Consider the following 19,990-nt stretch of genomic DNA (forward strand, 5'->3'; position numbering starts at 1 on the left):
TTCTCAGGAGAACGGCCCCTCGGAATCCCCCTTGACGATATAATTCACCCTATCGTTAAATATTTTCAGAAACCGACAGGGAGTGACCGCCATGAACGACCCCTTCCGCCGGCCGACCTTCGGGTCCGCCGTGTTCTATGAAAACCCCTTCGCCGCCCTCGACTGGCTGGAGGCCGCGTTCGGCTTCGAGCGCAGCCTGGTCGTCACCGATACCGACGGCAATCTCGCCCATTCCGAGATGAACTTCGGCGACGGCTACATCATGGTCGGGCCGATCTGGACCGACAGCGTCGCCAGCCCCCGGCAGACCGGCGGGCGCAATACCCAGACCGTGCATGTTCAGCTGAAGGACGGGATCGAGGCGCATCACGACCGGGCGGTCAAGGCGGGTGCGGTGATCACCCGGCCGCTGGAGCGGCAGTTCTATGGCGACCTCACCTATTGCGCCCGCGACCCCGAGGGGCATGTCTGGAGCTTCGGCCAGACCGTGGCCGTGGTCGGCCGCACCGAGGCCGAGGCGGCGAGCGGGCTGAAGATCGAAGGCTGGTTCGAGACCGGGCCCGAATGACGGCCGCTCCCGCTCTGGATACCGTGCTCGCCGCACTCGCCGACCCGCATCGCCGCCGGGTGGTGGAGCTGCTGCGCGCCCGCCCGCAGCGGGCGGGTGAGCTGGCGGACGCCATCGGCCTCAGCCCGCCCGCGGCCAGCCGCCACCTGAAGGCGCTGCGCCAGGCGGGGCTGATCGAGGAAAGCCATCCCGATTTCGATGCCCGGGTGCGGATCTACCGGCTGCGTCCCGAACCCTTCTCGGCGCTCAAATCCTGGGTCGACGAGACCGAACGGATGTGGTCGCACCAGTTGCTGGCCCTGAAGGCGCATCTGGAGGCGGAGGCGACGGAAGAATGACCGGCTCAAAAATCCTGGTCGCGCTGCGCATCGCGGCCCCCACGCCGCGGGTTTTCCGCGCCTTCACCGACGAGATCGGCCTCTGGTGGCAGGCGGACGGGCTGTTCGCCTTCACCCCCGGCCCGCCCGGCCGGCTCAGCTTCGATCCCAAGGGGCCGGAGGGGCGGCTGATCGAGGAAAAACCCGATGGCGCCCGGTTCGAGATCGGCCGCATCCTGACCTGGGAGGCGCCGCCGGCACCAGGCACAGCCGGCCGTCTGGCCCTGACCTGGCGCCAGGCGAGTTTCGCCGCCGACCAGGAAACCCGCGTATTTGTCGCCTTCGACCCGGTCGAGGACGGCACAAGGGTGACGGTGGAACATCTGGGCTGGGATGCGATCCCGATCAGCCACGCCGCCCGCCACCATTTCCCCGACGGCATTTTCCTGCACCGCCATGGCAGCTTCTGGCGGCGGCAGCTGGCGGGGCTGGCGGCGGTCAGCGTTCGACGATGACCTTGGCGATCAGCTCGGCGGTGTTCGCGACGCCCAGCTTGCGCATGATCGCGCTGCGATGCACCTCCACCGTGCGCGGCGAGATGGCCAGCGCCTGGGCGATCTGTTTGCTGGTCAGGCCGTTGACCACATAGCGGGTCACCTCGCGCTCACGCGGGGTGAGTGCCGCCGAACCCGGCGCGCGGTCCTCCAGCCGGTCGAAGGTCCAGACGATCAGGCGGAACGGGTCGTCGGGGGTGAGCGTGCGGCCGCGGGCGCGGGTCCAGATGATTTCGCCACTCTTGCACTGCATGAACCGCTCATCCTCGTAGCGGGGGCCGTTTTCCAGCCAGCGATGCCAGCGCGCACCGGTCTTCTCGTAATCGACGCTCGACGGGTAGAGCACGCGCACCGAGCGCCCCTCCAGCTCGGCCCGACGCCAGCCGAAGATCGCCTCGATTTCGGCATTCACCCGCAGGATCCGGCGGTGGGACAACACCATGATGCCGACCGGTGCGTTCATGAACCCGGCCAGCTCCAACCCGTCGGTCGACAGATCCTCCGGCTGCATCGCCATCCTCCCGCTTACGTAGCCTTCTACGTATATCCCCTGATTGTCGGGCGCGCTGCAAAGCTTTACCTGTTGGGCCAAGGCAGATCGACGAGGGCTGTCGCACAATGATGACGTATGTCATATAATAACGCCTGTCAGACAATGAACGCGGAGAGCGCCCATGGACCCGCAGATCTACATCACCGGCAGCGGCCACACCCGTTTCGGCCGCCTGTCCCAGACCCTGGAAGAGTTGATCGTCGAGGCCGCACGTGAGGCGATCGACGAGGCCGGTGTCGATCCGGCCGAGATCGATGCGATCTATCTGGGCCATTTCAATTCGGGCCTGGTTTCCGACAGCTTCGCCTCGTCGCTGGTCAAGGGTGCCGATCCTGCCCTGCGCTTCACCCCGGCCTCGCGCTGCGAGAATGCCTGTGCCTCGGGTGCGGCGGCCTTTCAGGCCGGCATGATGCGCATCGCCGCCGGCAAGGCCCGCAACGTGCTGGTGGTCGGCGCCGAGAAGATGACCCACCGGACCACCGAGGACGTCACCCGCGCGCTCGCCGGTGCCGGCTATCAGAATGATCCGGAAGAGGCCGCCCTCAGCTTCCCGCAGGTCTTCGGCATCGCCGCCCGCGCCTATGCCGATCGCCATGGCGACCCGCTGGACGCCATGGCCCGGATCGCGGCGAAGAACCATGCCAATGCCATGGCCAACCCGCTGGCCCAGATGCACAAGCCGCTGCCTTACGAATTCTGCCGCGAGGTCAGCGAGCGCAACCAGCTGATCGCCCCGCCGCTCCGGCTCAGCGACTGCTCGCTGGTCACCGACGGCGCCGCTGCGATCGTGCTCAGCAGCGATCAGGGCCATGCCGCTTCGGCCAGCCGCCGGGTGCGCATCGCCGCCGCCGAGCAGGTCTCGGACACCCTGCCGCTGGCCGGGCGCGACCTGATCGCCTTCGAGGGCCCGGCCCGCGCGATCCGCGCCGCCTATGAGGCCGCCGGCATCGGCCTGGATCAGCTGGATTTCGCCGAAGTCCATGACTGCTTTACCATCGCCGAACTGCTGATCTACGAAGCCATGGGCCTGGTACCCCAGGGCCAGGGTGCGCGGGCGCTGGAAGACGGCACCGTCTTCGCCGACGGCAAACTGCCGGTCAACCTCTCGGGCGGGCTGAAGGCCAAGGGCCATCCGGTCGGCGCCACCGGTGTCTCGATGCTGGCGCTCGGCTTCCGTCAGCTGACCGGCCAGGCCGGCGAGATGCAGCGTGCCGGCGCCGAATGGGGCCTCACCTTCAACATGGGCGGCGCGGCGGTCGCCAACTACGCCACCATCCTGCAGGCCGACCGGGCCTGAGCGCAGCCGATGAACATCGCAAGCTGGCTCCATCAGACCGCCCTCTGCTGGCCCGACCGGCCGGCGGTGTTCGAAGGCGATCGCCTGCACCTGAGCTATGACGGCCTGGCGGGCGCGGTATCCGACCGCGCCCGCCACCTGGCGCGGGTGCACGGCATCGTCAAGGGCGACCGCGTGGCGATCTTCGCCAAGAATGCGGCCGAATATCTCGAAACCCTGCATGCCTGCTGGTGGATCGGCGCCGTCGCGGTGCCGATCAACGGCAAGCTCCACCCGGCCGAGGCCGCCTGGATCGTGCGGGATTCCGGTGCAAAACTCGCCTTCACCGACACGGGTGACGTGCTGGGCGCCTGCCCGGGCCTCACCGAACTCGCCCTCGGCGCACCGGTGCCGGCGGGCGGCCAGCGCACGGCACCGGTCGCCTGCGACCGGACCGATCTGGCCTGGCTGTTCTACACCTCAGGCACCACCGGCCGGCCCAAGGGGGTGATGCTCACCCACGACAATCTCCGCCAGATGACGCTGTGCTACGCGCTCGACGTCGATCAGGCGCGGGCCGGCGACCACATGCTTTATGCGGCCCCCATGTCGCATGGGGCCGGGCTCTATATGTTCGCGCAGATCCGTGCGGGTGGCGCACATCTGGTGCCGGCCTCTCACGGGTTCGATCCGGCGGAGATCATGGCACTGGCGCGCAGCCATGGCGATCTGGTGTTCTTCGCCGCCCCCACCATGGTCAAGCGGCTGGTCACCGCCGCGCGCGCCGCCGGCTATGACGGCAGCGGCATCCGCACCATCATCTATGGCGGCGGCCCGATGTATGCGGCCGATATCGACGAGGCGGTGGCGGCCTTCGGGCCGCGCTTCGTGCAGATCTACGGCCAGGGCGAATCGCCCATGACCATCTCGGTCCTGCCGCGGGCGCTGGTCGCCGACCGCAGCCATCCGAACTGGCAGGCCAGGCGCGCCTCGGTCGGCTTCGCCCATGGCGCGGTCGCGGTCAGCATCCGCGATGCCGATGGCCGGGAGCTGGCGCCGGGAGAGACCGGCGAGATCTGCGTCGAGGGCCCCACGGTCATGCGCGGCTACTGGAACCGCCCCGAGGCGACGGCCGAAACCCTGAAGGATGGCTGGCTGCACACCGGCGATCTGGGCCATCTGGATGCCGAGGGGTTCCTGCACCTCACCGACCGGTCCAAGGACGTCATCATCTCGGGCGGCACCAATATCTACCCGCGCGAGGTGGAAGAGGCCCTGCTGCTGCACCCCGCGGTATTCGAGGTGGCGGTGATCGGCGAGCATGACGACGACTGGGGCGAGCGGGTGGTGGCCTTCGTGGTGACCGCCGGCACCGAGGCCGCAGATGCCGTCACGCTCGACCTCTGGTGCCGGCAGCAGATCGCCGCCTTCAAGCGGCCGAAGCGCTATGTCTTCGTCGACGCCCTGCCCAAGAACAATTACGGCAAGGTGCTGAAAACCGACCTGAGGGCGATGGCGGCCGATCAGCCGCCGGCGGTGCCCGGGCTGAACCGGCCGACGAACCGGTAAAGCCCGGCGGGGTGGAACAGGCGGACCTGGGTGATGGTCCGCGCCCCCTGCCGGGTTTCGCGATCCAGGATCAGCAGCGCATCGCCGCGATCCAGGTTAAGCAAGCGTGCGATCGGGGCATCGGCAAGGCCGGCGCCGATCACATGGACTGCATCCGACCACGGTACCTGTTGCAGCAACCAACGGCCCGGCGCGGTGGTGGAGAAATCCATCTCCCGCGCCGCCGGCACGGCCTCCAGCATCACCAGCCGGCGTTCCAGCGCCACCGCTGCCCCGTCGATCCGGTGCAGCCCTTCCATCCGCAGCACCTCGGTGCCGGCCGGCACCGGAAATGCGCTGCCCTGGGCCTCGGGCAGGCGCAGAACCTCGCGGGACAGCTGTACATAGGCGTAGCTGCGCCCGGCGCGCGCCGCCTCCACCGCGAAATCCTGGATCTCCATCACCGTGCGCTCGATCCGCGGCCGGGTGACGAAGGATCCCGCGCGGCGCCGCCGCTCGATCAGCCCGGCCGCAGCCAACGCGGTCAGGGCCTTGCTCACGGTCATGCGCGAGCAACCATAGACCTCCATCAGTTCGTGTTCGGACGGGATGCGGTCCCCCGGCTTCAGCCGGCCATCCAGAATGCCGCCCTCTATGTCGCCATAGATGCGCTGATGGAGCGAGGCGGCGGGCGCGTCTGGCACGGCGGGGCATCCCGAAACCGGTGGCCCGCGGCCGGCGCCGCGGGATCGGAATAAGCATAGACAATTGCCCCGCCGCGGCAAGACGATCGGATCAGTCGGCCGGCAACAGACCCTTCAGCGCATCGGCCGCCTTGGTCGGCGCCACCTCGTAGACGTCGTAGACGGCGACCCCCGCGGTCACGAAGGGATCGGCGGCGATGATCCGGTCCAGCGCCTCTCGCGCCAGACCGGTCGCCAGGATGAAGCCGCCGCTGCGCGGCACCCGCCGGCCGGCCAGCACGAAGGCGCCGGTGGCGAAATGTTCGCCCACCCAGACCTTGTGCGCCTCCAGCTCGGCATCCACCGCCTCGAGCGGGGCTGTATAGGTCAACAACAGGATGTACATCGGCGCGCCTCCTGGCCTTTGCGGTTCCCGGTCACCGCCCCTTGCGTGTGGTTGCGCGGGCTGGCTTCACCCCCGCGCGAGGTGCAGCGGTATCCGGCTGCCGATTGTGGCGGGGCGTGCTGCGGCGTGCAAACAATCGGTTGACATCATGTCGCCACGGTCCGAGAGTTGTCCGGACAAATAACACATGCAGGGGATCTGGGATGAGCTTCCGTTGGCCGAACGGCGCGCGGCTCGCGATGTCGATCGTCGTGAACGTCGAAGAGGGTGCGGAGATGTCGATCGCGCGCGGCGACAAGGGCCCGGAGCCGGTCGACGAGCTGGGCGTATCGCTGAAGATTCCGATCCGGAATTACGGCAACGAAAGCAATTACGACTACGGCATCCGCGCCGGTGCGCCGCGGGTGCTGAAGCTGCTGGACCGCTACGGCTTCAAGGTGACCTTCACGGCAGCCGCCACCGCGCTGGAACAGGCGCCGGAACTGGCAAAGGCGATCGCAGAGGGCGGCCACGAGGCCTGTTCGCATGGCTGGCGCTGGATCCACCAGTTCAGCTATGGCGAAGAGCGCGAGCGGGAGTTCGTGAAGAAGGCGGTTGCGAGCATCGAGGCCACCACCGGCACCCGCCCCCATGGCTGGCTGTCGCGCTACATGCACACCCCCTTCCTGCGCAAGACGCTGGCCGAGGAAGGCTTCGTCTATCACATGGACGATTACAGCGACGACGTGCCGCGCTGGGATGTGGTGGAAACCGCCCGGGGTCCGAAGCCGATCGTGATCATGCCCTATGCGCTCGACACCAACGACATGAAGTTCTGGCTGGCGCCGGGCTATACCCCGCAGCAGTGGCTGGACTATGCGATCGCCACTTTCGAGCAGCTGTACGAGGAAGGTGCGGAGGCGCCGCGGATGATGTCGCTGGGCCTGCATCTGCGCATCATCGGCCGCCCGGGCCGGATATGGGCGCTCGACCGCTTCATGGCCCATGTGGCGAGCCGCCCCGATGTCTGGGTGACCAGCCGGCTCGACATGGCCCGCCACTTCGCCGCCGAGGTTCCGCCGCCGGTCTGAGGTCGGCCGCCACGGTCACCCGCTTCGCCCCCGCAGCCATCGGCCGCATGCGCGGCCAAGCCGAAGGAGGCCGGCCCTCATGACCCTCATCATCCGTCTGTCGCGCTGGTCCGCCTGGATCGCCGGCATCCTTGTCCTGGCGGCCGGCCTGCTGATCGCCGGCGACGTCATCGCCCGCAACATCTGGTCGACCAGCCCCTTCTACAGCTTCGAAATCTCGCGCTATCTGTTCGGTGCCACGGTCGCCTTCGGGCTCTCTTTCGCGCTGGTCGAACGCGCCCATATCCGTATCGACCCGCTGGTCAAGCTGACCCGCGGGCGGCTGCGGTCGCTGATGGACCTCTTCGCCATCCTCGCCACCGTGCCGGTGGCCGGCGCCATCGCCTGGTATGCCTGGGACCTGACCATCCAGAGCGCGGAGCTGGGGGCTATCTCCAACTCACCGCTCGGTCTTCAGCAATGGATCCCGCAGGCGATCTGGGCGGCCGGTATGACCTGGTTCGCGCTGATCGCCGCAGGGCTCGCCGTGCTCGCCCTCATCGCCCTCGTCCGCGGCCGAGATGCCGAGGTCGGCCGCATTGCCGGCCTGCCCGATTTCGGCGGCGAAGGCGCCGAGGTCGCCCATGATCTCGACGCCGCACGCGGCGATCTTCAGATGGAGGCCGCAAGATGATCGGCGTCGCAGGCGGTTCGCTTTTGATCCTTCTGGCGCTGGGTCTGCCGGTCGGTGTCGCCCTCGGCATCCTGGCGGTGATCCTGGGCGATCTCTACGGCTTCCTGTCGCCGCTGCCCGCGCTCGGCGACATCATGTGGGGCGCCTCGACCGACTTTCTGCTGACCTCGGTGCCGATGTTCATCCTGATGGGTGAACTGCTGCTGCGCTCGGGCGTGGCCGCTGAAACCTATGACGGCATCGACCCCTATGTCAGCCGGGTGCCCGGCGGCATCATGCACACCAACATCGCCTCCTGCGCGCTGTTTGCCGCCACTTCCGGCTCGTCGGTCGCGACCGCGGCGACGATCAGCACGCTGGCGGTGCCGAACATGAACCGGCTGGGTTACAACCCGCCGCTGTTCCTGGGCTCGCTCGCAGCCGGCGGCACGCTGGGAATCCTGATCCCGCCATCGATCAACATGATCCTCTATGGCGTGCTGGCGGACGTCTCGGTCGGTGATCTTTACGCCGCGGGCATGCTGCCCGGGCTGCTGATGGCAGCACTGTTCTCAGGTATCATCGCCGTCTCCTGCCTGATCAACCCCGCCCTCGCCGGCCGGTCGACCGGCAACCGCCCCACGCTCAAGGGGCTGCTGGGGCTGCTGCCGATCCTGGTGCTGTTCGCGCTGGTCGTGGGCTCGATCTATGCCGGGCTCGCCACCCCCACCGAAGCCGCGGCGCTGGGCCTGCTCGGCGCCTTCGCAATCGCCGCTGCCCGTCGCAGGCTGGACCGCGCCACCCTGCTCGCCGCCTTCGAAGGCACCGCGCGCACCACGGCCATGGTCATGTTCATCGTGCTCGCGGCCTATTTCCTCAACTTCGTCATGGTCAATATCGGGCTGACCACGGCCGTCACCGGCCTGATCGCCGATCTCGACCTGTCGCCGTTGATGATCCTGGGCGCGATCGTGCTGCTCTATATGATCCTCGGCTGCTTCATGGACACGCTGTCGATGATGATCGCGACCACGCCGATCATCGTGCCGATCGTGGTTCAGGCCGGCTTCGATCCGCTGTGGTTCGGCGTCGTCTTCGTGATCCTGATCGAAGCGGCCCTGATCACACCCCCCGTCGGCATGAACCTGTTCATCGTCCAGGCGGTGCGCGGCGGCGGGCCGTTCCGCGACGTGGTCGCAGGCTCCCTGCCCTTCCTCTTCGTCATGATGGCGATGATCGTGCTGCTGATCATCTGGCCCGATCTCGCCCTCTGGCTGCCGGCGGCCTTCAAGGGCGGGTGACCATCCGCCCGGCCGTCGCCTCTCGTCAAGCATCAGGCCCATCAAGAACAACGGAAACCGACACCATGACAGGGAAAGCCATTGCCGCCGGCGCGGGGGTCTGCCTCGTGCTGGCCGCCGGGACGGCCGTCGCCCAGGATCTGCCCAAGACCGACATCACCGTGATCGGCAATCTGGGCATCACCACCCAGAGCCGCCAGATCGAGGCGCCGTTCTGGACGAAGGAACTGCCCGAGGCCTCGGGCGGGGCGATCTCGGTCAACTTCAAGCCCTGGAACGAGCTGGGCCTGAAGGGCCCTGAAGTCTTCCGGATCCTGAGCCGCGGCCAGGCACTGATCGCCACCGCCCAGCTCGGCCATCATGCCGGCGATGCGCCGATCAACGACGGCACCGACCTCGCCGGCCTGTCGCCCGACATGGCGACCTTCCGCAAGGTTTCCGAAGCCTTCCGCCCGGCGCTGAACGATGCCCTGAACAAGAAGTTCGGCATCGAAATCCTGACCATGCAGTCCTTCCAGAGCCAGATCCTCTACTGCCGGAGCGAGATCAAGGGCCTGGCGGATCTGAAGGGCAAGCGCATCCGCACCTCGGGCGCCTCGCAGGGCGATTTCGTCAGCTATTTCGGCGGCTCGCCGGTCGACATGGCCTTCGGCGAGGTGCAGCAGGCGCTGGCCCAGGGCACGATCGATTGCGCGATCACCGGCACGCTCGGCGGCTACAGCGCCAAGTGGAACGAGGGCGCGCGCTATCTCTACACCTTGCCGATCAATTACGGCGCCGGCGTCACCGCCGCCAATATCGGCGACTGGAAGAAGCTGCCCGAAAGCGTCCAGATCTTCATCACCACCGAACTCGACAAGGCCAATGAGCGGATGTGGCAGCTGAACATGGACGAAGACGCCATGGGCATCGCCTGCAACACCACCGGCCCCTGCCCGCTGGGGGAGCCGGCCGGCATGACCCGCGTCGATCCGGGTGCGGAGGACGAAGCCCTGCGCCGCAAGGCGCTGATCGAGGCGGTGCTGCCCAAATGGGCCGCGCGCTGCGGTGCCGACTGCGTGGCGGACTGGAACGCCACCGTCGGTAAGGTCGTCGACATGCAAATCAAGTAACCAGCGGAGCCCCCTCATGACCGTCGCCTCCCCGCCCGCCCTGCCGACCGGTATCGTCGACGCCTTCGCGACACATGTGGCGCGCACCCGTTACGAACATCTGCCGCCGCTTGCCGTGGCCAAGGCCAAGACCTTCCTGCTCGACACCATCGGCGTCGGGCTGGCCGGCACCTCGGGCCCCCATTTCGCCCGCATCTCCCGGGCGGCAGAGGCCTGGGGCCGGGGCGAGGAGGCGACGGTCTGGGGCAGCGGGCTGAAACTGCCCGCCCCCTCGGCCGCCATGGTGAATGCCTATCTGATCCATTGCCTGGAATATGACTGCGTGCATGAACGCGCCGTCGTCCACCCGATGGCAACCATCCTGTCGGCCTTCTTCGCCTGGGCCGAACGGGCCGGCGGCCGCGGCCGGCCGGTGAACGGTCGCCAGCTTTTGACCTCGCTTGCGGTCGGCGTCGACATGTCGGGGCTGCTGGGATCCGCCACCACGGCGCCGATCCGCTTCTTCCGCCCGGCGGTCGCCGGCGGCTTCGGCGCGGTCTCGGCCATCGGCAGTGCCGCGGGCTTTACCGCCGCCCAGGTGGCCGATGCCTACGGCATCCAGTACGGGCAATGCGCCGGCACGCTGCAACCCCATGCCGAAGGCTCGGGCCTGCTGCCGCTGCAGATCGGCTTCAACGCCCGCGCCGCCATCACCTCGGCCGATCTGGTCGAGGCGGGTTTCGACGGGCCGCATGACGTGCTCACCGGCCAGTACGGCTATTACAACCTGTTCGAACTCGGCCAGTATTCGCCCGAGGTCATCCCCGACGAGCTGGGTCGGGTCTGGCAGATCGCCCGGCTGTCGCATAAGCCCTTCCCCAGCGGCCGGCTGACCCATGGCGCGCTCGACGGGCTGCGGCAGGTGATGGCGGAAGGCATCACCGCCGCCGATATCGCCTCGGTCGAAATCCAGGCGCCGCCGCTGGTGAAGCGGCTGGTCGGCCGGCCCGATCTGGACAATCCGCCGGCCAACTACGCCAAGCTCTGCCTGTCCTTCGTGGCCGCCACCCTGCTGCTGCGTGGTCGGGTCGACGTGCCCGAATTCGCCGGTGACACCGTGCTGAACGACCCCGAAATCCATGCCTATGCAAAGCGGATCAGCGTGGTCGACGACGGCAATCCCGATCAGAACGCGCTGGCCCCGCAGCGGGTGATCGTCCGCCTGGCATCGGGCAGCACCAGGGTGATCGACCTGCCGGAAGTCTATGGCCATCCCGATGCCCCGCTCACCGATGCCGAGAACCGCGCCAAATTCGCCCGCTGCTGCGGCTGGGCGGTGCCGCCGGTGCCGGATGCCCGCCGCGCCGAGATCGAGCGCATGGTCGACGAGATCGAAGACGTCACCGATGTCGGCCAGATCGCGAAGCTGATGGTTTCGGAAGGCTGACCCGAACGGGCTGACCACCGCCTCTCCCGCGGCGCCGGCAGGGCTTTGTACCGCATGCTGCGGTCGGGCATTGACGGCGCCGTTTTTCGGACCATAATTTGTCCGGACATTTAAAGTTGCACCCTTGGCGCTTCACCCGGCGCCGCCCCCCTGCCGCTTCAGGCGCCCTTCGAAAGACCCGAGACATGGTTGACCAGACCACCGCCGCTGCCGCCGACACCGAGGACGGCGAGATCCTCGCCACGATCGACAAGTGGCTCGCCCGCGATGTGCGGCCCCATGTGCTGAAGCTCGATCATGCCGATGAGTACCCGCACGAAATCGTCGCCCAGATGAAGGAGCTTGGCCTGTTCGGCGCCACCATTCCGGTCGAATATGGCGGGCTGGGCCTGAACGCGACGACCTATGCGAAGATCGTCGAGACCATCGCCGAGACCTGGATGTCGCTGTCGGGGATCATCAACAGCCATCTGATCATGTCGGCCTGCGTCGCCCGCCAGGGCACGCCCGAACAGAAGGCGTACTACCTCCCGAAGTTTGCCACCGGCGAGCTGCGCGGCGGCCTGGCCCTGACCGAACCCGATGCCGGCACCGATCTTCAGGGCATCCGCACCCGGGCGAGGCGCGATGGCGACCACTATATCGTCAACGGCACCAAGACCTGGATCACCAACGGCATCGAAGGCTCGTGCTTCGCGCTGCTGGTCAAGACCGACCCCGAGGCGAACCCGCGCCACAAGGGCATGTCGATGTTCATCGCCGAGAAGGGCCCCGGCTTCACGGTGTCGAAGAAGCTGGAAAAGCTGGGCTATAAGGGCATCGATTCGGCTGAACTGGTCTTCGAGGACTACCGCATCCCGGCCGACCGGCTGATCGGCGGTGTGGAAGGCCAGGGCATGCAGGCGGCGCTGGGCGGGCTGGAGCTTGGCCGGATCAACATCGCCGCGCGCGGCTGCGGCCTGGCCGCCGCCTCGCTGAACGACTCGGTGCGCTATGCCCAGATCCGCAAGACCTTCGGCAAGCCGATCGCCGAGCATCAGGCGATCCAGCTGAAGCTGGGCGAGATGGCAACCCGTCTGCAGGCGGCACGGCTGCTGACCTATGATGCCGCCCGGGCCTATGACCGCGGCGAGCGCTGCGACATGGAAGCCGGCATGGCCAAGTATTTCGCCTCGGAAGCCGCCGTCGCCAACAGCCTGGAGGCGATGCGCATCCATGGCGGCTATGGCTATTCCAAGGAATACGATGTGGAGCGCTATTTCCGCGACGCGCCGCTGATGTGCATCGGCGAGGGCACCAACGAGATCCAGCGCATGATCATCGCCAAGCAGCTGATCGCGCGGAACCCGGCATGACCATCGGCGGCGATATCCCCACCGCCGCCATCCCGACCGGCCCGGCCGCGGACGACGACCGTCCGCTGGCCGGCATCCGGGTGCTGGCGATCGAGCAGTACGGGGCCGGCCCCTTCGCCAGCCTCTATCTTTCCGACATGGGCGCCGAGGTCATCAAGATCGAGCCCACGCCCGCCGACGGGCAGAAGGGCGGCGACAGCGCCCGCCAGAGCGGCCCGCATTTCCTGGGCGAGAACGACAGCCAGTTCTTCCAGACCTTCAATCTGGGCAAGCGCAGCATCGCGCTCGACCTGAAATCTCCCGCCGGCCGCGCGGTGTTCGAAAGACTGGTCAAAACCGCCGATGCGGTGATGAACAATCTGCGCGGCGACCAGCCCGACAGGCTCGGCATCACCCATCAGGCGCTGAAGGCGGTCAAGCCGTCGATCGTCTGCGCCCATCTGTCGGGCTATGGCCGCAGCGGCCCGCGCGCCGCCTGGCCGGCCTATGACTATCTGATGCAGGCCGAAGCCGGGTTCATCGCGCTCACCGGCGATCCCGAAGGTGGCGGCACCCGCATGGGCCTGTCGGTGGTCGATTATCTGACCGGGCTCACCACCGCCTTCGCGCTGACATCGGCCCTGTTCGGCGCCATGCGCACCGGCCGTGGCCGCGATGTCGACGTCACCCTCTACGACGTCGCCGTGCACCAGCTCACCTATCCGGCGATCTGGTATCTGAACGAAGGCACCACCACCGGGCGCCGGCCGCGCGGCGGCCATCCGGCGGTCGTGCCCTGCGAACAGTTTCCGGTGGCGGATGGCGCGATCTACGTGATGTGCATGCTGCCCAAATTCTGGCGCGCACTCTGCGAGATCACAGGCCTGCCCGATCTTGCCGCCGATCCGCGCTTCGCCGATGTCGCCGCGCGTTTCCGCAACCGCGATGCCCTCGCCGCCATCCTGGATCCGGTTTTCGCCACCCGGACCATGGCCGACTGGGTGGCCGCCTTCGCCGGCCGGCTGCCGGCGGCACCGGTGCTCTCGCTCGCCCAAGCGCTGGACAACCCGTTCCTCGCCGAACGCGGCGGCATCCAGAACGTCGACCATCCGGCAAAGCCCGGCATGCGAGTGCTCTCCAACCCGATCCGGCTGGATGGTGCGGTGATCAGGGCAAAGCCAGGGCCGGGCCTCGGTGCCGATACCGACGCGCTGCTGGGCGAGCTTGGCTACGATCCGGCCGCCATCGCAGCCCTCAGGGCCGAGGGGGCCGTGGCATGAAGCTCGAAGGTATCAAGGTCGTCGACCTGTCGCTGTTCCTGCCCGGCCCTTATCTCACCATGGTCATGGCCGATCACGGCGCCGAGGTGATCAAGATTGAGCCGCCTGCGGGGGAGCCGACCCGCGACATCGGCGCCAAGGCCGGTGGCACCAGCGTCTGGTTCCGCAACACCCATCGCGGCAAGCGATGCGTCACGCTCGACCTCAAGCATCCCGACGACAAGGCGCGGCTGTTCGAAATGCTGGCCGAGGCCGATGTGATCGGTCGAGGCCTTCCGCCCCGGCGTCGCCACCCGTCTCGGCATCGACTACGAAACGGTGCGGGCGATCAACCCGCGCATCGTCTATTGCGCGATCTCGGCCTTCGGCCAGACCGGCCCCGATCGCGACCGCCCGGCCCATGACATCGCGGTCGAGGCGCTGGCCGGCGTGCTCAGCCTCAATCTGGGTCAGGACGGCAAGCCCACCCATCCGCATATCCCCGTCGCCGATGCCAATGCGGCCCTGCTGGGCCTGGCCGGCGTGCTGATGGCGCTGCTACGGCGGACGACCACCGGGCGCGGCGACTACATCGACATGGCGATGCTGGATGCGACCATGGCCTGGCTGCCCAATGCCACCGGCGATCTGTTCGCCACCGGCAGGCCGCCGATGGTGAAGGAACAGCGCCAATGGGGCGGCGGCTCGTTCTATCAGATCTACGAGACTGCCGACGGCCGCCACATTGTGCTGGGCGGCAGCGAGCATAAATTCGTCGAAACCCTGCTCAAGGCGCTCGGCCGCGAGGATCTGATCCCCGCCGCCTCCAGCCCGCCCGGCCCCGCCCATGCCGAGACCACGACATTCCTGCGCAGTGTTTTCCGCACCCGCAGCCGGGCCGATTGGGAGGCCTGGTTCGAAGGCCGCGACGTGTGTTTCGCCCCCCTGCTCGACCTGGCGGAGGCCTTCGCCCGGCCGCAGGTTCAGGCCCGCGAGATGCTGATCCGCGATGCGGACGGCAATCTGCATGTCGGCACGCCGATCCGCTTCCTGGACGAACCCGGCCGCATCGATACCAGGGTCCCGGTGCGGGAGCCCCTCCCCCCGCGCTGACCGGCCCCGGTCGCACGCAGCCGGTCCGGGTCCGGCTGCGTGTTTCAGCCCGGACGGCGGCGTGTTGAGAGCGTCGCGCCGCCGCCCGGGCTGCCTTTCCGTCAGGGTTTCATGGCACGACACCATTAACACCCACGTAACCACCTGCTTCCTAAACTCAGCTACGGCCGCAGAAACACAACCAGGCGGCGCCGGGCGGGGGGTGCGGGATGTTCAAGACATCGATTTCCGGGCTGTTGACCAGCATCCAGCTCGCCATGCTGGCCGGCCTGCTGGCAGCCGCCTCGATCCTGGCGGCCGATGCCTGGCGGGATCGGGCCGCGGCCGAACGGGTCGTGGATGCCGCCCGCACCGACCGGGCGCTGTTCGCCGGCGTGATCGACACCCGCGCCCAGATCGCAGCCGTGCAGACCGCGCTGCTCACCGAAGACGCCCCCCAGACCACGATCTCCCGGGTCCGCGACAAGGCCGATGCCGCCGCCGCCGGTGCAGTGGACTTCGCCGGCCGGATGACGGGCGAGGACGCGCGCAAGGGCACCGAAGCCGTCACCCGCGCCATCGCCGACATGCAGGCGAAACGCACCGCCATGGACGCGCTGGCCACCCGCCCGCGCGACCAAAGGCAGCTGGCCGACAGCGCCGCCTGGCGGGAATCCGTCTACGGCGTGGTGAACGCCATGCTGGCCCTGTCCGATCAGATCGGCGACGAGCTGCGCATGACCGATCCGGCGATTGCGGAACTGGTCCAGATCCGCCGTTTCGCCTGGCAGCTGCGCGACCAGTTCGGTGGCCAATGCTCCCTGCTGCGCCCGCTGGTCGCCACCAGCACGCCCATCCCGCCCGAAACCCTGACGAAATGGGCATCGGGGACCGGTGGCTGGCAGGCGGCACTGGCCGGCATCGACTCCCTGCTCGTCCGTCCGGGCGCGCCGGCGGCGGTGATCGCCCGGGTCAACGCCGCCCGCGCCCAGGTGACCGACACCCAGGCACGGATGGACGCGCTGGTGGCCCGCTTCGACGGCAGCGGCAAGCCGGCCATGGAGGCGCGTGCCTACACCGCGATGTGCAACGGCCCCTTCGATGCCATCCTCGCGATCAGCACGGCGGCGCTGAACGAGGCCGTGGCGCTTGCGGAACAACGCCAGTCGACCGCCACCGTCAATCTCGGCCTCACCCTGGCCGGCCTGGCGCTGGCTCTGGCCCTGTCGGTTCTGGGCCTGGTGGTGATCGCCCGCCGCTTCCGTCGGCCAATGTCGACCCTGATGACCGCGGTTGGCCGGCTGGGCAGGCGCGATTTCGAAACCCCGGTCCCCGCGCCGCGCCATCCCGATGAAATCGGCCGGCTCGCCATCGCGCTCGAAGATCTACGGGTCAGCGCCCGCGAGGCCGAGCGGCTGGAAGCCGAAGCCGCCGCTGCCCGCGCCCGCGACATCGCCCGCGCCGAAACCGTCCGCGATCTCAGCCGCAGTTTCGAGGGAGAGGTGACCGCGGCACTCGCCGGCATCAGCCATGCCGGCCACACGCTCAGGAACACCGCCAGCCATATGCGTGCGCTGGCCGATGCCGCCAGCGAACGTGCCACCACCGGCGCCGGGGCCACCGCCGAGGCGGCCTCCAGCGTGCAGACCGTGGCGGCGGCCACCGAGGAACTCGCGGCCTCGATCTCGGAAATCAGCGCCCGCGTCCAGGCCAGCGCCACCGGTGCACGAGAGGCGGTGGATCAGGTGGCGGCCACCGGTCGCAGCTTCGATGCGCTGGTCGAAGCGGCGCGGCGGATCGGCGACGTGGTCGGACTGATCACCGATATCGCCGCCCAGACCAATCTTCTGGCGCTCAATGCCACGATCGAGGCGGCCCGTGCCGGAGAGGCCGGCAAGGGCTTCGCGGTCGTCGCCTCGGAGGTCAAGAACCTCGCCAACCAGACGTCGAAGGCGACCGAGGAAATCACGGCACTGGTCGCCGACATCCAGCGCCGCACCGGCGAGGCCGCGGGGTCGATGGATCAGGTTCAGGCCGCCATCCGCAGGGTCGATCAGGACAGTGCCGCCATCGCCGCCGCGGTCGAGGAACAGGGTGCGGCCACCGGCGAAATCTCGGGCTCGGTCCAGCAGGTGGCGACCGCCACCGGCGAGGTTCAGGACATCATCGCCGAGGTCGCCCGGTCGAGCGGCGAGACCGGCCGGGCCGCGACCGAGGTCACCGGCTCGGTCGAAGAGGTGGTCCACGAACAGGAGGTGCTGCAACGGGCGGTGGGCGATTTCCTCAGCCGCGTGCAGCAGGCCTGATCACGAGCGCGATCCCGCCCAGCACCGCCACCGACACCACGACCAGATGCCAGGTGATCGCCTCGCCCAGCAGCACCGTGCCGCCGAGCGCCGCGATCACCGGCACCGACAGCTGGACCGAAGCCGCCTGCGCGGCGCCCAGTGCCGGCAGCACCGCATACCAGACGGCATAGCCGAGGCCCGAGGCCAGGGCGCCCGAGGCGACCGCGAGTGCCACGCCCTGAGGATCGATCTCCATCCGCAGCAGCGCCGGCACCAGCAGCAGCACCGCCAGCGGCAGGCTGCGCATGAAATTGCCGGCGGTGGTCGCCAGAGGATCGCGGCTCCGCCGGCCGATCAGCGAATAGACGCCCCAGGCGGCGCCGCTCGCCAGCATCAGCGCCGCCGCAACCGGATCGGGCGCCTGCGCACCCTGATCTGGTATCTGCGTCTTGGGCGCCAGCAGCGCCACCAGCCCGCCCGCGGCCAGCGCGATCCCCAGCCATTGCAGCGGCCGCAGCCGCTCGCCGCGGATCAGCCCGGCCGCGATCATCGTCACCTGCACCGCCCCGAACAGCAGCAGCGCCCCTGAGGCGGCGGGCAGGCCGACATAGGCGAAAGAGAAGGCCGCCGCATAGGCCGACAGCGCCGCGGCCCCTGCCCAGGATCCTGGCCACGGGCCGGGTCGGACGCCCCCGCCCGTCCGCCGGCCCGCCCTGAGGCAGAGCCACAGCATCACCGCGCCTGCGGCCAGCCGGAGGCCGGTGAAGGCGGCGGGATCGATCGCGGTCCGGTCCAGCGCCCAGCGGCAGAGTACCGAATTGGCCGCGAAGGCGATCATTGCCACCACCGTCCAGCCGATGATGCGGGGGCGGTCGCCCGCGATCATGGCAGCGCGCCGGGCGTCGGCCGGGATCCTGCCGATACACCTCGATCATGGCAGAGCACGGCATTCAACATCGGCGACCCTCCCATATGGTTGCACCGGGGCCCGAAGCGGGGGCAGGCTGCGGGGATGCCGGCTTGCGATGCGGCCGCCATCGTGGCACATCCTGGCCACGCCGTCCGCCCTTCCGGTCTCAGGAGCCCCCCGATGCCCGTCCGCCCGATCGTGATGTTTCCCGACCCGCGCCTCACCTCGCCCGCGGCCGAGGTCACCAGCTTCGACGCCGCCCTCGCCGCGCTGGCCGACGACCTGCTGGACACGATGCGCGACGCCCCCGGCATCGGCATCACCGCGCCGCATCTGGGCCTTCTGCATCGCCTGGTGGTGATCGAACTGCCCGATGACGCGGAAGCCGGGGACGCGGAAGCCGGGGACGCGGAAGCCGGGGACGCGGAAGCCGGGGACGCGGAAGCCGGCGACCCGGAAGGCGTGCGCATCTATGTCAACCCGCGCATCACCTGGTCGTCGGACGACACCGTGATCCACGAAGAAGGCAGCATCTCCATGCCCGGCGTCAGCGAAGAGGTGGAACGCCCGGCGCGCATCCGCCTCACCTGGCAGGACCTGACGGGTGCTGCACACGAGGCCGAGGCCGACGGCCTGCTCGCCATCTGCCTGCAGCACGAAATCGACCAGCTGGACGGCATCTTCTGGACCCGCCGCCTGTCCAAGCTCCGCCGCGACCGGCTGCACAAGCGCTATGAAAAGATGAGGAAGGCGGGCAGCCGGTAACGGCGAGGGATCAGGCCGCCGCCGCCACCCGTCAGAGATCCGGACGATCGGCCGACTCCGCCACCTCCTTCTGGGCAGCAAGAGCGGCCAGGCGCGCCGAAAGCGCCGCCGAGACCGAGGCATAGGCCGTGCTGCCCAGGGTCAGCCGCAGCGGCGGGGCGGCACTTTCGGCCGCAGCGATCATCGCAGCCACGGTTCGGGCCGCATCGCCCTTCACCACGAAACTGCCATCGCCGATCGCGCGCCGCACATCGCCGGCGGGTGTCTGCTCATAGACATCCAATGCATCGGCGCGCACGAGGTTCGCCCCGAAATTCGTCGCCGTGGGGCCCGGTTCGGCGATGATGAAATCGATCCCGAAGGGCTTCACTTCCTGGGCGACCGATTCGATGAACCCTTCGATCCCCCATTTGGTGGCGTGATAGAGGCTGAAGCAGGGATAGGCGATCTGCCCGCCTTCAGACGAGACCTGCAGGATGCGCCCGCCGCCCTGGCGACGGAGATGCGGCAGGGCAGCGCGGATCAGATGGATCGATCCGGCGAGGTTGGTGGCGATCTGCAGGTCGATCTGCGCGGTCGTCAGCTCTTCGGCCGCGCCGAACAGACCATAGGCCGCATTGCTGACGACGACGTCGATCCGCTTGTGCCGGCGGAACGCATCGTCGATGGCGCCGTAGATTTCCGACACCGCGGTCAGATCGAGCCGAACGACGTCGAGACGGTCCCCGTACTGCCGCTGCAAATCCGACAGCAGATCCGCCCGGCGCGTGGAGGCGACGACACTGTCGCCCTTTGCAAGAAGCTGCCGTGCCATGTCGAGGCCGAGCCCTGAGGATGCCCCGGTGATGACCCATGTTTTCGTCATGAGGATTACCT

Annotated in this window: 21 protein-coding genes; 16 read left to right on the forward strand and 5 right to left on the reverse strand. The window is 68.5% G+C overall.

The window, feature by feature from the left end:
* Positions 1–91 precede the first annotated feature (91 nt).
* The 3 genes from TMO_RS23520 to TMO_RS23530 are packed head-to-tail and all read left to right on the forward strand — an operon-like array spanning position 92 to position 1,400.
* Entirely contained in the window at positions 92–568 is a 477-nt protein-coding gene (locus TMO_RS23520; RefSeq protein WP_014753316.1) for a VOC family protein, read from the forward strand.
* Complete coding sequence (locus TMO_RS23525; RefSeq protein ID WP_014753317.1) at positions 565–906, forward strand: ArsR/SmtB family transcription factor; 342 nt, start codon at positions 565–567, stop codon at positions 904–906. Before TMO_RS23520 ends, TMO_RS23525 begins: the two co-directional genes overlap by 4 nt.
* Positions 903–1,400 carry an SRPBCC domain-containing protein gene (locus TMO_RS23530; protein WP_014753318.1) on the forward strand — a complete coding sequence of 166 codons (498 nt, stop codon included), beginning with the start codon at positions 903–905 and terminating at the stop codon, positions 1,398–1,400. Before TMO_RS23525 ends, TMO_RS23530 begins: the two co-directional genes overlap by 4 nt.
* On the opposite strand, the gene TMO_RS23535 is transcribed toward TMO_RS23530, so the two are convergent.
* Positions 1,384–1,950 carry a LuxR C-terminal-related transcriptional regulator gene (locus TMO_RS23535; RefSeq protein ID WP_014753319.1) on the reverse strand — a complete coding sequence of 189 codons (567 nt, stop codon included), beginning with the start codon at positions 1,948–1,950 and terminating at the stop codon, positions 1,384–1,386. The two genes, TMO_RS23530 and TMO_RS23535, sit on opposite strands and share 17 nt — an antisense overlap.
* A gap of 163 nt (positions 1,951–2,113) precedes the next feature.
* Here TMO_RS23535 and TMO_RS23540 point away from each other — a divergent pair, with 163 nt between their 5' ends.
* Both TMO_RS23540 and TMO_RS23545 read left to right on the forward strand, forming a co-directional pair.
* Positions 2,114–3,289 carry a thiolase domain-containing protein gene (locus TMO_RS23540; protein ID WP_014753320.1) on the forward strand — a complete coding sequence of 392 codons (1,176 nt, stop codon included), beginning with the start codon at positions 2,114–2,116 and terminating at the stop codon, positions 3,287–3,289.
* Positions 3,290–3,298: 9 nt separating this feature from the next.
* Complete coding sequence (locus tag TMO_RS23545) at positions 3,299–4,837, forward strand: class I adenylate-forming enzyme family protein (RefSeq protein ID WP_014753321.1); 1,539 nt, start codon at positions 3,299–3,301, stop codon at positions 4,835–4,837.
* Here the strand turns inward: TMO_RS23545 and TMO_RS23550 are convergent.
* Positions 4,792–5,520, reverse strand: coding sequence for a UTRA domain-containing protein (locus TMO_RS23550; RefSeq protein WP_014753322.1), 729 nt, complete (start codon positions 5,518–5,520; stop codon positions 4,792–4,794). The genes TMO_RS23545 and TMO_RS23550 overlap by 46 nt on opposite strands.
* Before the next feature lie 91 nt (positions 5,521–5,611).
* Entirely contained in the window at positions 5,612–5,905 is a 294-nt protein-coding gene (locus tag TMO_RS23555) for a YciI family protein (protein WP_014753323.1), read from the reverse strand.
* A 203-nt stretch (positions 5,906–6,108) separates the two neighbouring features.
* On the opposite strand from TMO_RS23555, the gene TMO_RS23560 reads away from it, so the two are divergent.
* The 10 genes from TMO_RS23560 (at position 6,109) to TMO_RS23600 (ending at position 17,457) form a co-directional block, all read left to right on the forward strand.
* On the forward strand, positions 6,109–6,975 hold the full coding sequence (locus TMO_RS23560; protein WP_014753324.1) for a polysaccharide deacetylase family protein: 867 nt from the start codon (positions 6,109–6,111) through the stop codon (positions 6,973–6,975).
* Positions 6,976–7,054: 79 nt separating this feature from the next.
* Complete coding sequence (locus TMO_RS23565) at positions 7,055–7,648, forward strand: TRAP transporter small permease subunit (RefSeq protein WP_014753325.1); 594 nt, start codon at positions 7,055–7,057, stop codon at positions 7,646–7,648.
* Positions 7,645–8,928 (forward strand): TRAP transporter large permease, encoded by a 1,284-nt coding sequence (locus TMO_RS23570; protein ID WP_014753326.1) that lies wholly within the window; start codon positions 7,645–7,647, stop codon positions 8,926–8,928. The genes TMO_RS23565 and TMO_RS23570 overlap by 4 nt, the downstream gene beginning before the upstream one ends.
* Positions 8,929–8,993: 65 nt before the next feature.
* Positions 8,994–10,040, forward strand: coding sequence for a TRAP transporter substrate-binding protein (locus TMO_RS23575; protein WP_041607376.1), 1,047 nt, complete (start codon positions 8,994–8,996; stop codon positions 10,038–10,040).
* A 16-nt stretch (positions 10,041–10,056) separates the two neighbouring features.
* Positions 10,057–11,466, forward strand: a complete 1,410-nt coding sequence (locus TMO_RS23580; protein WP_014753328.1) for an MmgE/PrpD family protein — start codon at positions 10,057–10,059, stop codon at positions 11,464–11,466.
* A 185-nt stretch (positions 11,467–11,651) separates the two neighbouring features.
* A complete protein-coding gene (locus TMO_RS23585; protein WP_014753329.1) occupies positions 11,652–12,821 on the forward strand; it encodes an acyl-CoA dehydrogenase family protein in 1,170 nt (389 codons plus the stop codon).
* Positions 12,818–14,080 (forward strand): CaiB/BaiF CoA transferase family protein, encoded by a 1,263-nt coding sequence (locus TMO_RS23590; protein ID WP_014753330.1) that lies wholly within the window; start codon positions 12,818–12,820, stop codon positions 14,078–14,080. Before TMO_RS23585 ends, TMO_RS23590 begins: the two co-directional genes overlap by 4 nt.
* Positions 14,077–14,484, forward strand: coding sequence for a CoA transferase (locus TMO_RS32705; protein ID WP_267020808.1), 408 nt, complete (start codon positions 14,077–14,079; stop codon positions 14,482–14,484). The genes TMO_RS23590 and TMO_RS32705 overlap by 4 nt, the downstream gene beginning before the upstream one ends.
* Entirely contained in the window at positions 14,399–15,172 is a 774-nt protein-coding gene (locus TMO_RS23595) for a CaiB/BaiF CoA transferase family protein (protein WP_014753331.1), read from the forward strand. Before TMO_RS32705 ends, TMO_RS23595 begins: the two co-directional genes overlap by 86 nt.
* A 209-nt stretch (positions 15,173–15,381) precedes the next feature.
* Positions 15,382–17,457: a methyl-accepting chemotaxis protein gene (locus tag TMO_RS23600; RefSeq protein ID WP_014753332.1), complete on the forward strand. Its 2,076-nt coding sequence runs from the start codon at positions 15,382–15,384 to the stop codon at positions 17,455–17,457.
* On the opposite strand, the gene TMO_RS23605 is transcribed toward TMO_RS23600, so the two are convergent.
* Entirely contained in the window at positions 17,435–18,325 is an 891-nt protein-coding gene (locus TMO_RS23605) for a DMT family transporter (RefSeq protein ID WP_014753333.1), read from the reverse strand. The two genes, TMO_RS23600 and TMO_RS23605, sit on opposite strands and share 23 nt — an antisense overlap.
* A 204-nt stretch (positions 18,326–18,529) precedes the next feature.
* Here TMO_RS23605 and TMO_RS23610 point away from each other — a divergent pair, with 204 nt between their 5' ends.
* Positions 18,530–19,114, forward strand: coding sequence for a peptide deformylase (locus tag TMO_RS23610; protein ID WP_014753334.1), 585 nt, complete (start codon positions 18,530–18,532; stop codon positions 19,112–19,114).
* A gap of 31 nt (positions 19,115–19,145) precedes the next feature.
* Here TMO_RS23610 and TMO_RS23615 read toward each other — a convergent pair whose 3' ends face one another.
* Positions 19,146–19,979, reverse strand: coding sequence for an SDR family oxidoreductase (locus TMO_RS23615; protein ID WP_014753335.1), 834 nt, complete (start codon positions 19,977–19,979; stop codon positions 19,146–19,148).
* Between the last annotated feature and the right edge of the window lie 11 nt (positions 19,980–19,990).

It is taken from the genome of Tistrella mobilis KA081020-065, from assembly GCF_000264455.2.
Classification (GTDB): domain Bacteria; phylum Pseudomonadota; class Alphaproteobacteria; order Tistrellales; family Tistrellaceae; genus Tistrella; species Tistrella mobilis.

Excerpts from the sequence above, each read along its gene's own strand:
- TMO_RS23575 (WP_041607376.1), top strand. The coding sequence starts at position 8,994 with ATGACAGGGAAAGCCATTGCCGCCGGCGCGGGGGTCTGCCTCGTGCTG.
- TMO_RS23600 (WP_014753332.1), top strand. The coding sequence starts at position 15,382 with ATGTTCAAGACATCGATTTCCGGGCTGTTGACCAGCATCCAGCTCGCC.
- TMO_RS23590 (WP_014753330.1), top strand. The coding sequence starts at position 12,818 with ATGACCATCGGCGGCGATATCCCCACCGCCGCCATCCCGACCGGCCCG.
- TMO_RS23605 (WP_014753333.1), bottom strand. The coding sequence starts at position 18,325 with ATGATCGCGGGCGACCGCCCCCGCATCATCGGCTGGACGGTGGTGGCA.
- TMO_RS23585 (WP_014753329.1), top strand. The coding sequence starts at position 11,652 with ATGGTTGACCAGACCACCGCCGCTGCCGCCGACACCGAGGACGGCGAG.
- TMO_RS23545 (WP_014753321.1), top strand. The coding sequence starts at position 3,299 with ATGAACATCGCAAGCTGGCTCCATCAGACCGCCCTCTGCTGGCCCGAC.
- TMO_RS23580 (WP_014753328.1), top strand. The coding sequence starts at position 10,057 with ATGACCGTCGCCTCCCCGCCCGCCCTGCCGACCGGTATCGTCGACGCC.
- TMO_RS23520 (WP_014753316.1), top strand. The coding sequence starts at position 92 with ATGAACGACCCCTTCCGCCGGCCGACCTTCGGGTCCGCCGTGTTCTAT.
- TMO_RS23535 (WP_014753319.1), bottom strand. The coding sequence starts at position 1,950 with ATGCAGCCGGAGGATCTGTCGACCGACGGGTTGGAGCTGGCCGGGTTC.
- TMO_RS23555 (WP_014753323.1), bottom strand. The coding sequence starts at position 5,905 with ATGTACATCCTGTTGTTGACCTATACAGCCCCGCTCGAGGCGGTGGAT.
- TMO_RS23565 (WP_014753325.1), top strand. The coding sequence starts at position 7,055 with ATGACCCTCATCATCCGTCTGTCGCGCTGGTCCGCCTGGATCGCCGGC.
- TMO_RS23615 (WP_014753335.1), bottom strand. The coding sequence starts at position 19,979 with ATGACGAAAACATGGGTCATCACCGGGGCATCCTCAGGGCTCGGCCTC.
- TMO_RS23525 (WP_014753317.1), top strand. The coding sequence starts at position 565 with ATGACGGCCGCTCCCGCTCTGGATACCGTGCTCGCCGCACTCGCCGAC.
- TMO_RS23610 (WP_014753334.1), top strand. The coding sequence starts at position 18,530 with ATGCCCGTCCGCCCGATCGTGATGTTTCCCGACCCGCGCCTCACCTCG.
- TMO_RS23540 (WP_014753320.1), top strand. The coding sequence starts at position 2,114 with ATGGACCCGCAGATCTACATCACCGGCAGCGGCCACACCCGTTTCGGC.
- TMO_RS23570 (WP_014753326.1), top strand. The coding sequence starts at position 7,645 with ATGATCGGCGTCGCAGGCGGTTCGCTTTTGATCCTTCTGGCGCTGGGT.
- TMO_RS32705 (WP_267020808.1), top strand. The coding sequence starts at position 14,077 with ATGAAGCTCGAAGGTATCAAGGTCGTCGACCTGTCGCTGTTCCTGCCC.
- TMO_RS23530 (WP_014753318.1), top strand. The coding sequence starts at position 903 with ATGACCGGCTCAAAAATCCTGGTCGCGCTGCGCATCGCGGCCCCCACG.
- TMO_RS23560 (WP_014753324.1), top strand. The coding sequence starts at position 6,109 with ATGAGCTTCCGTTGGCCGAACGGCGCGCGGCTCGCGATGTCGATCGTC.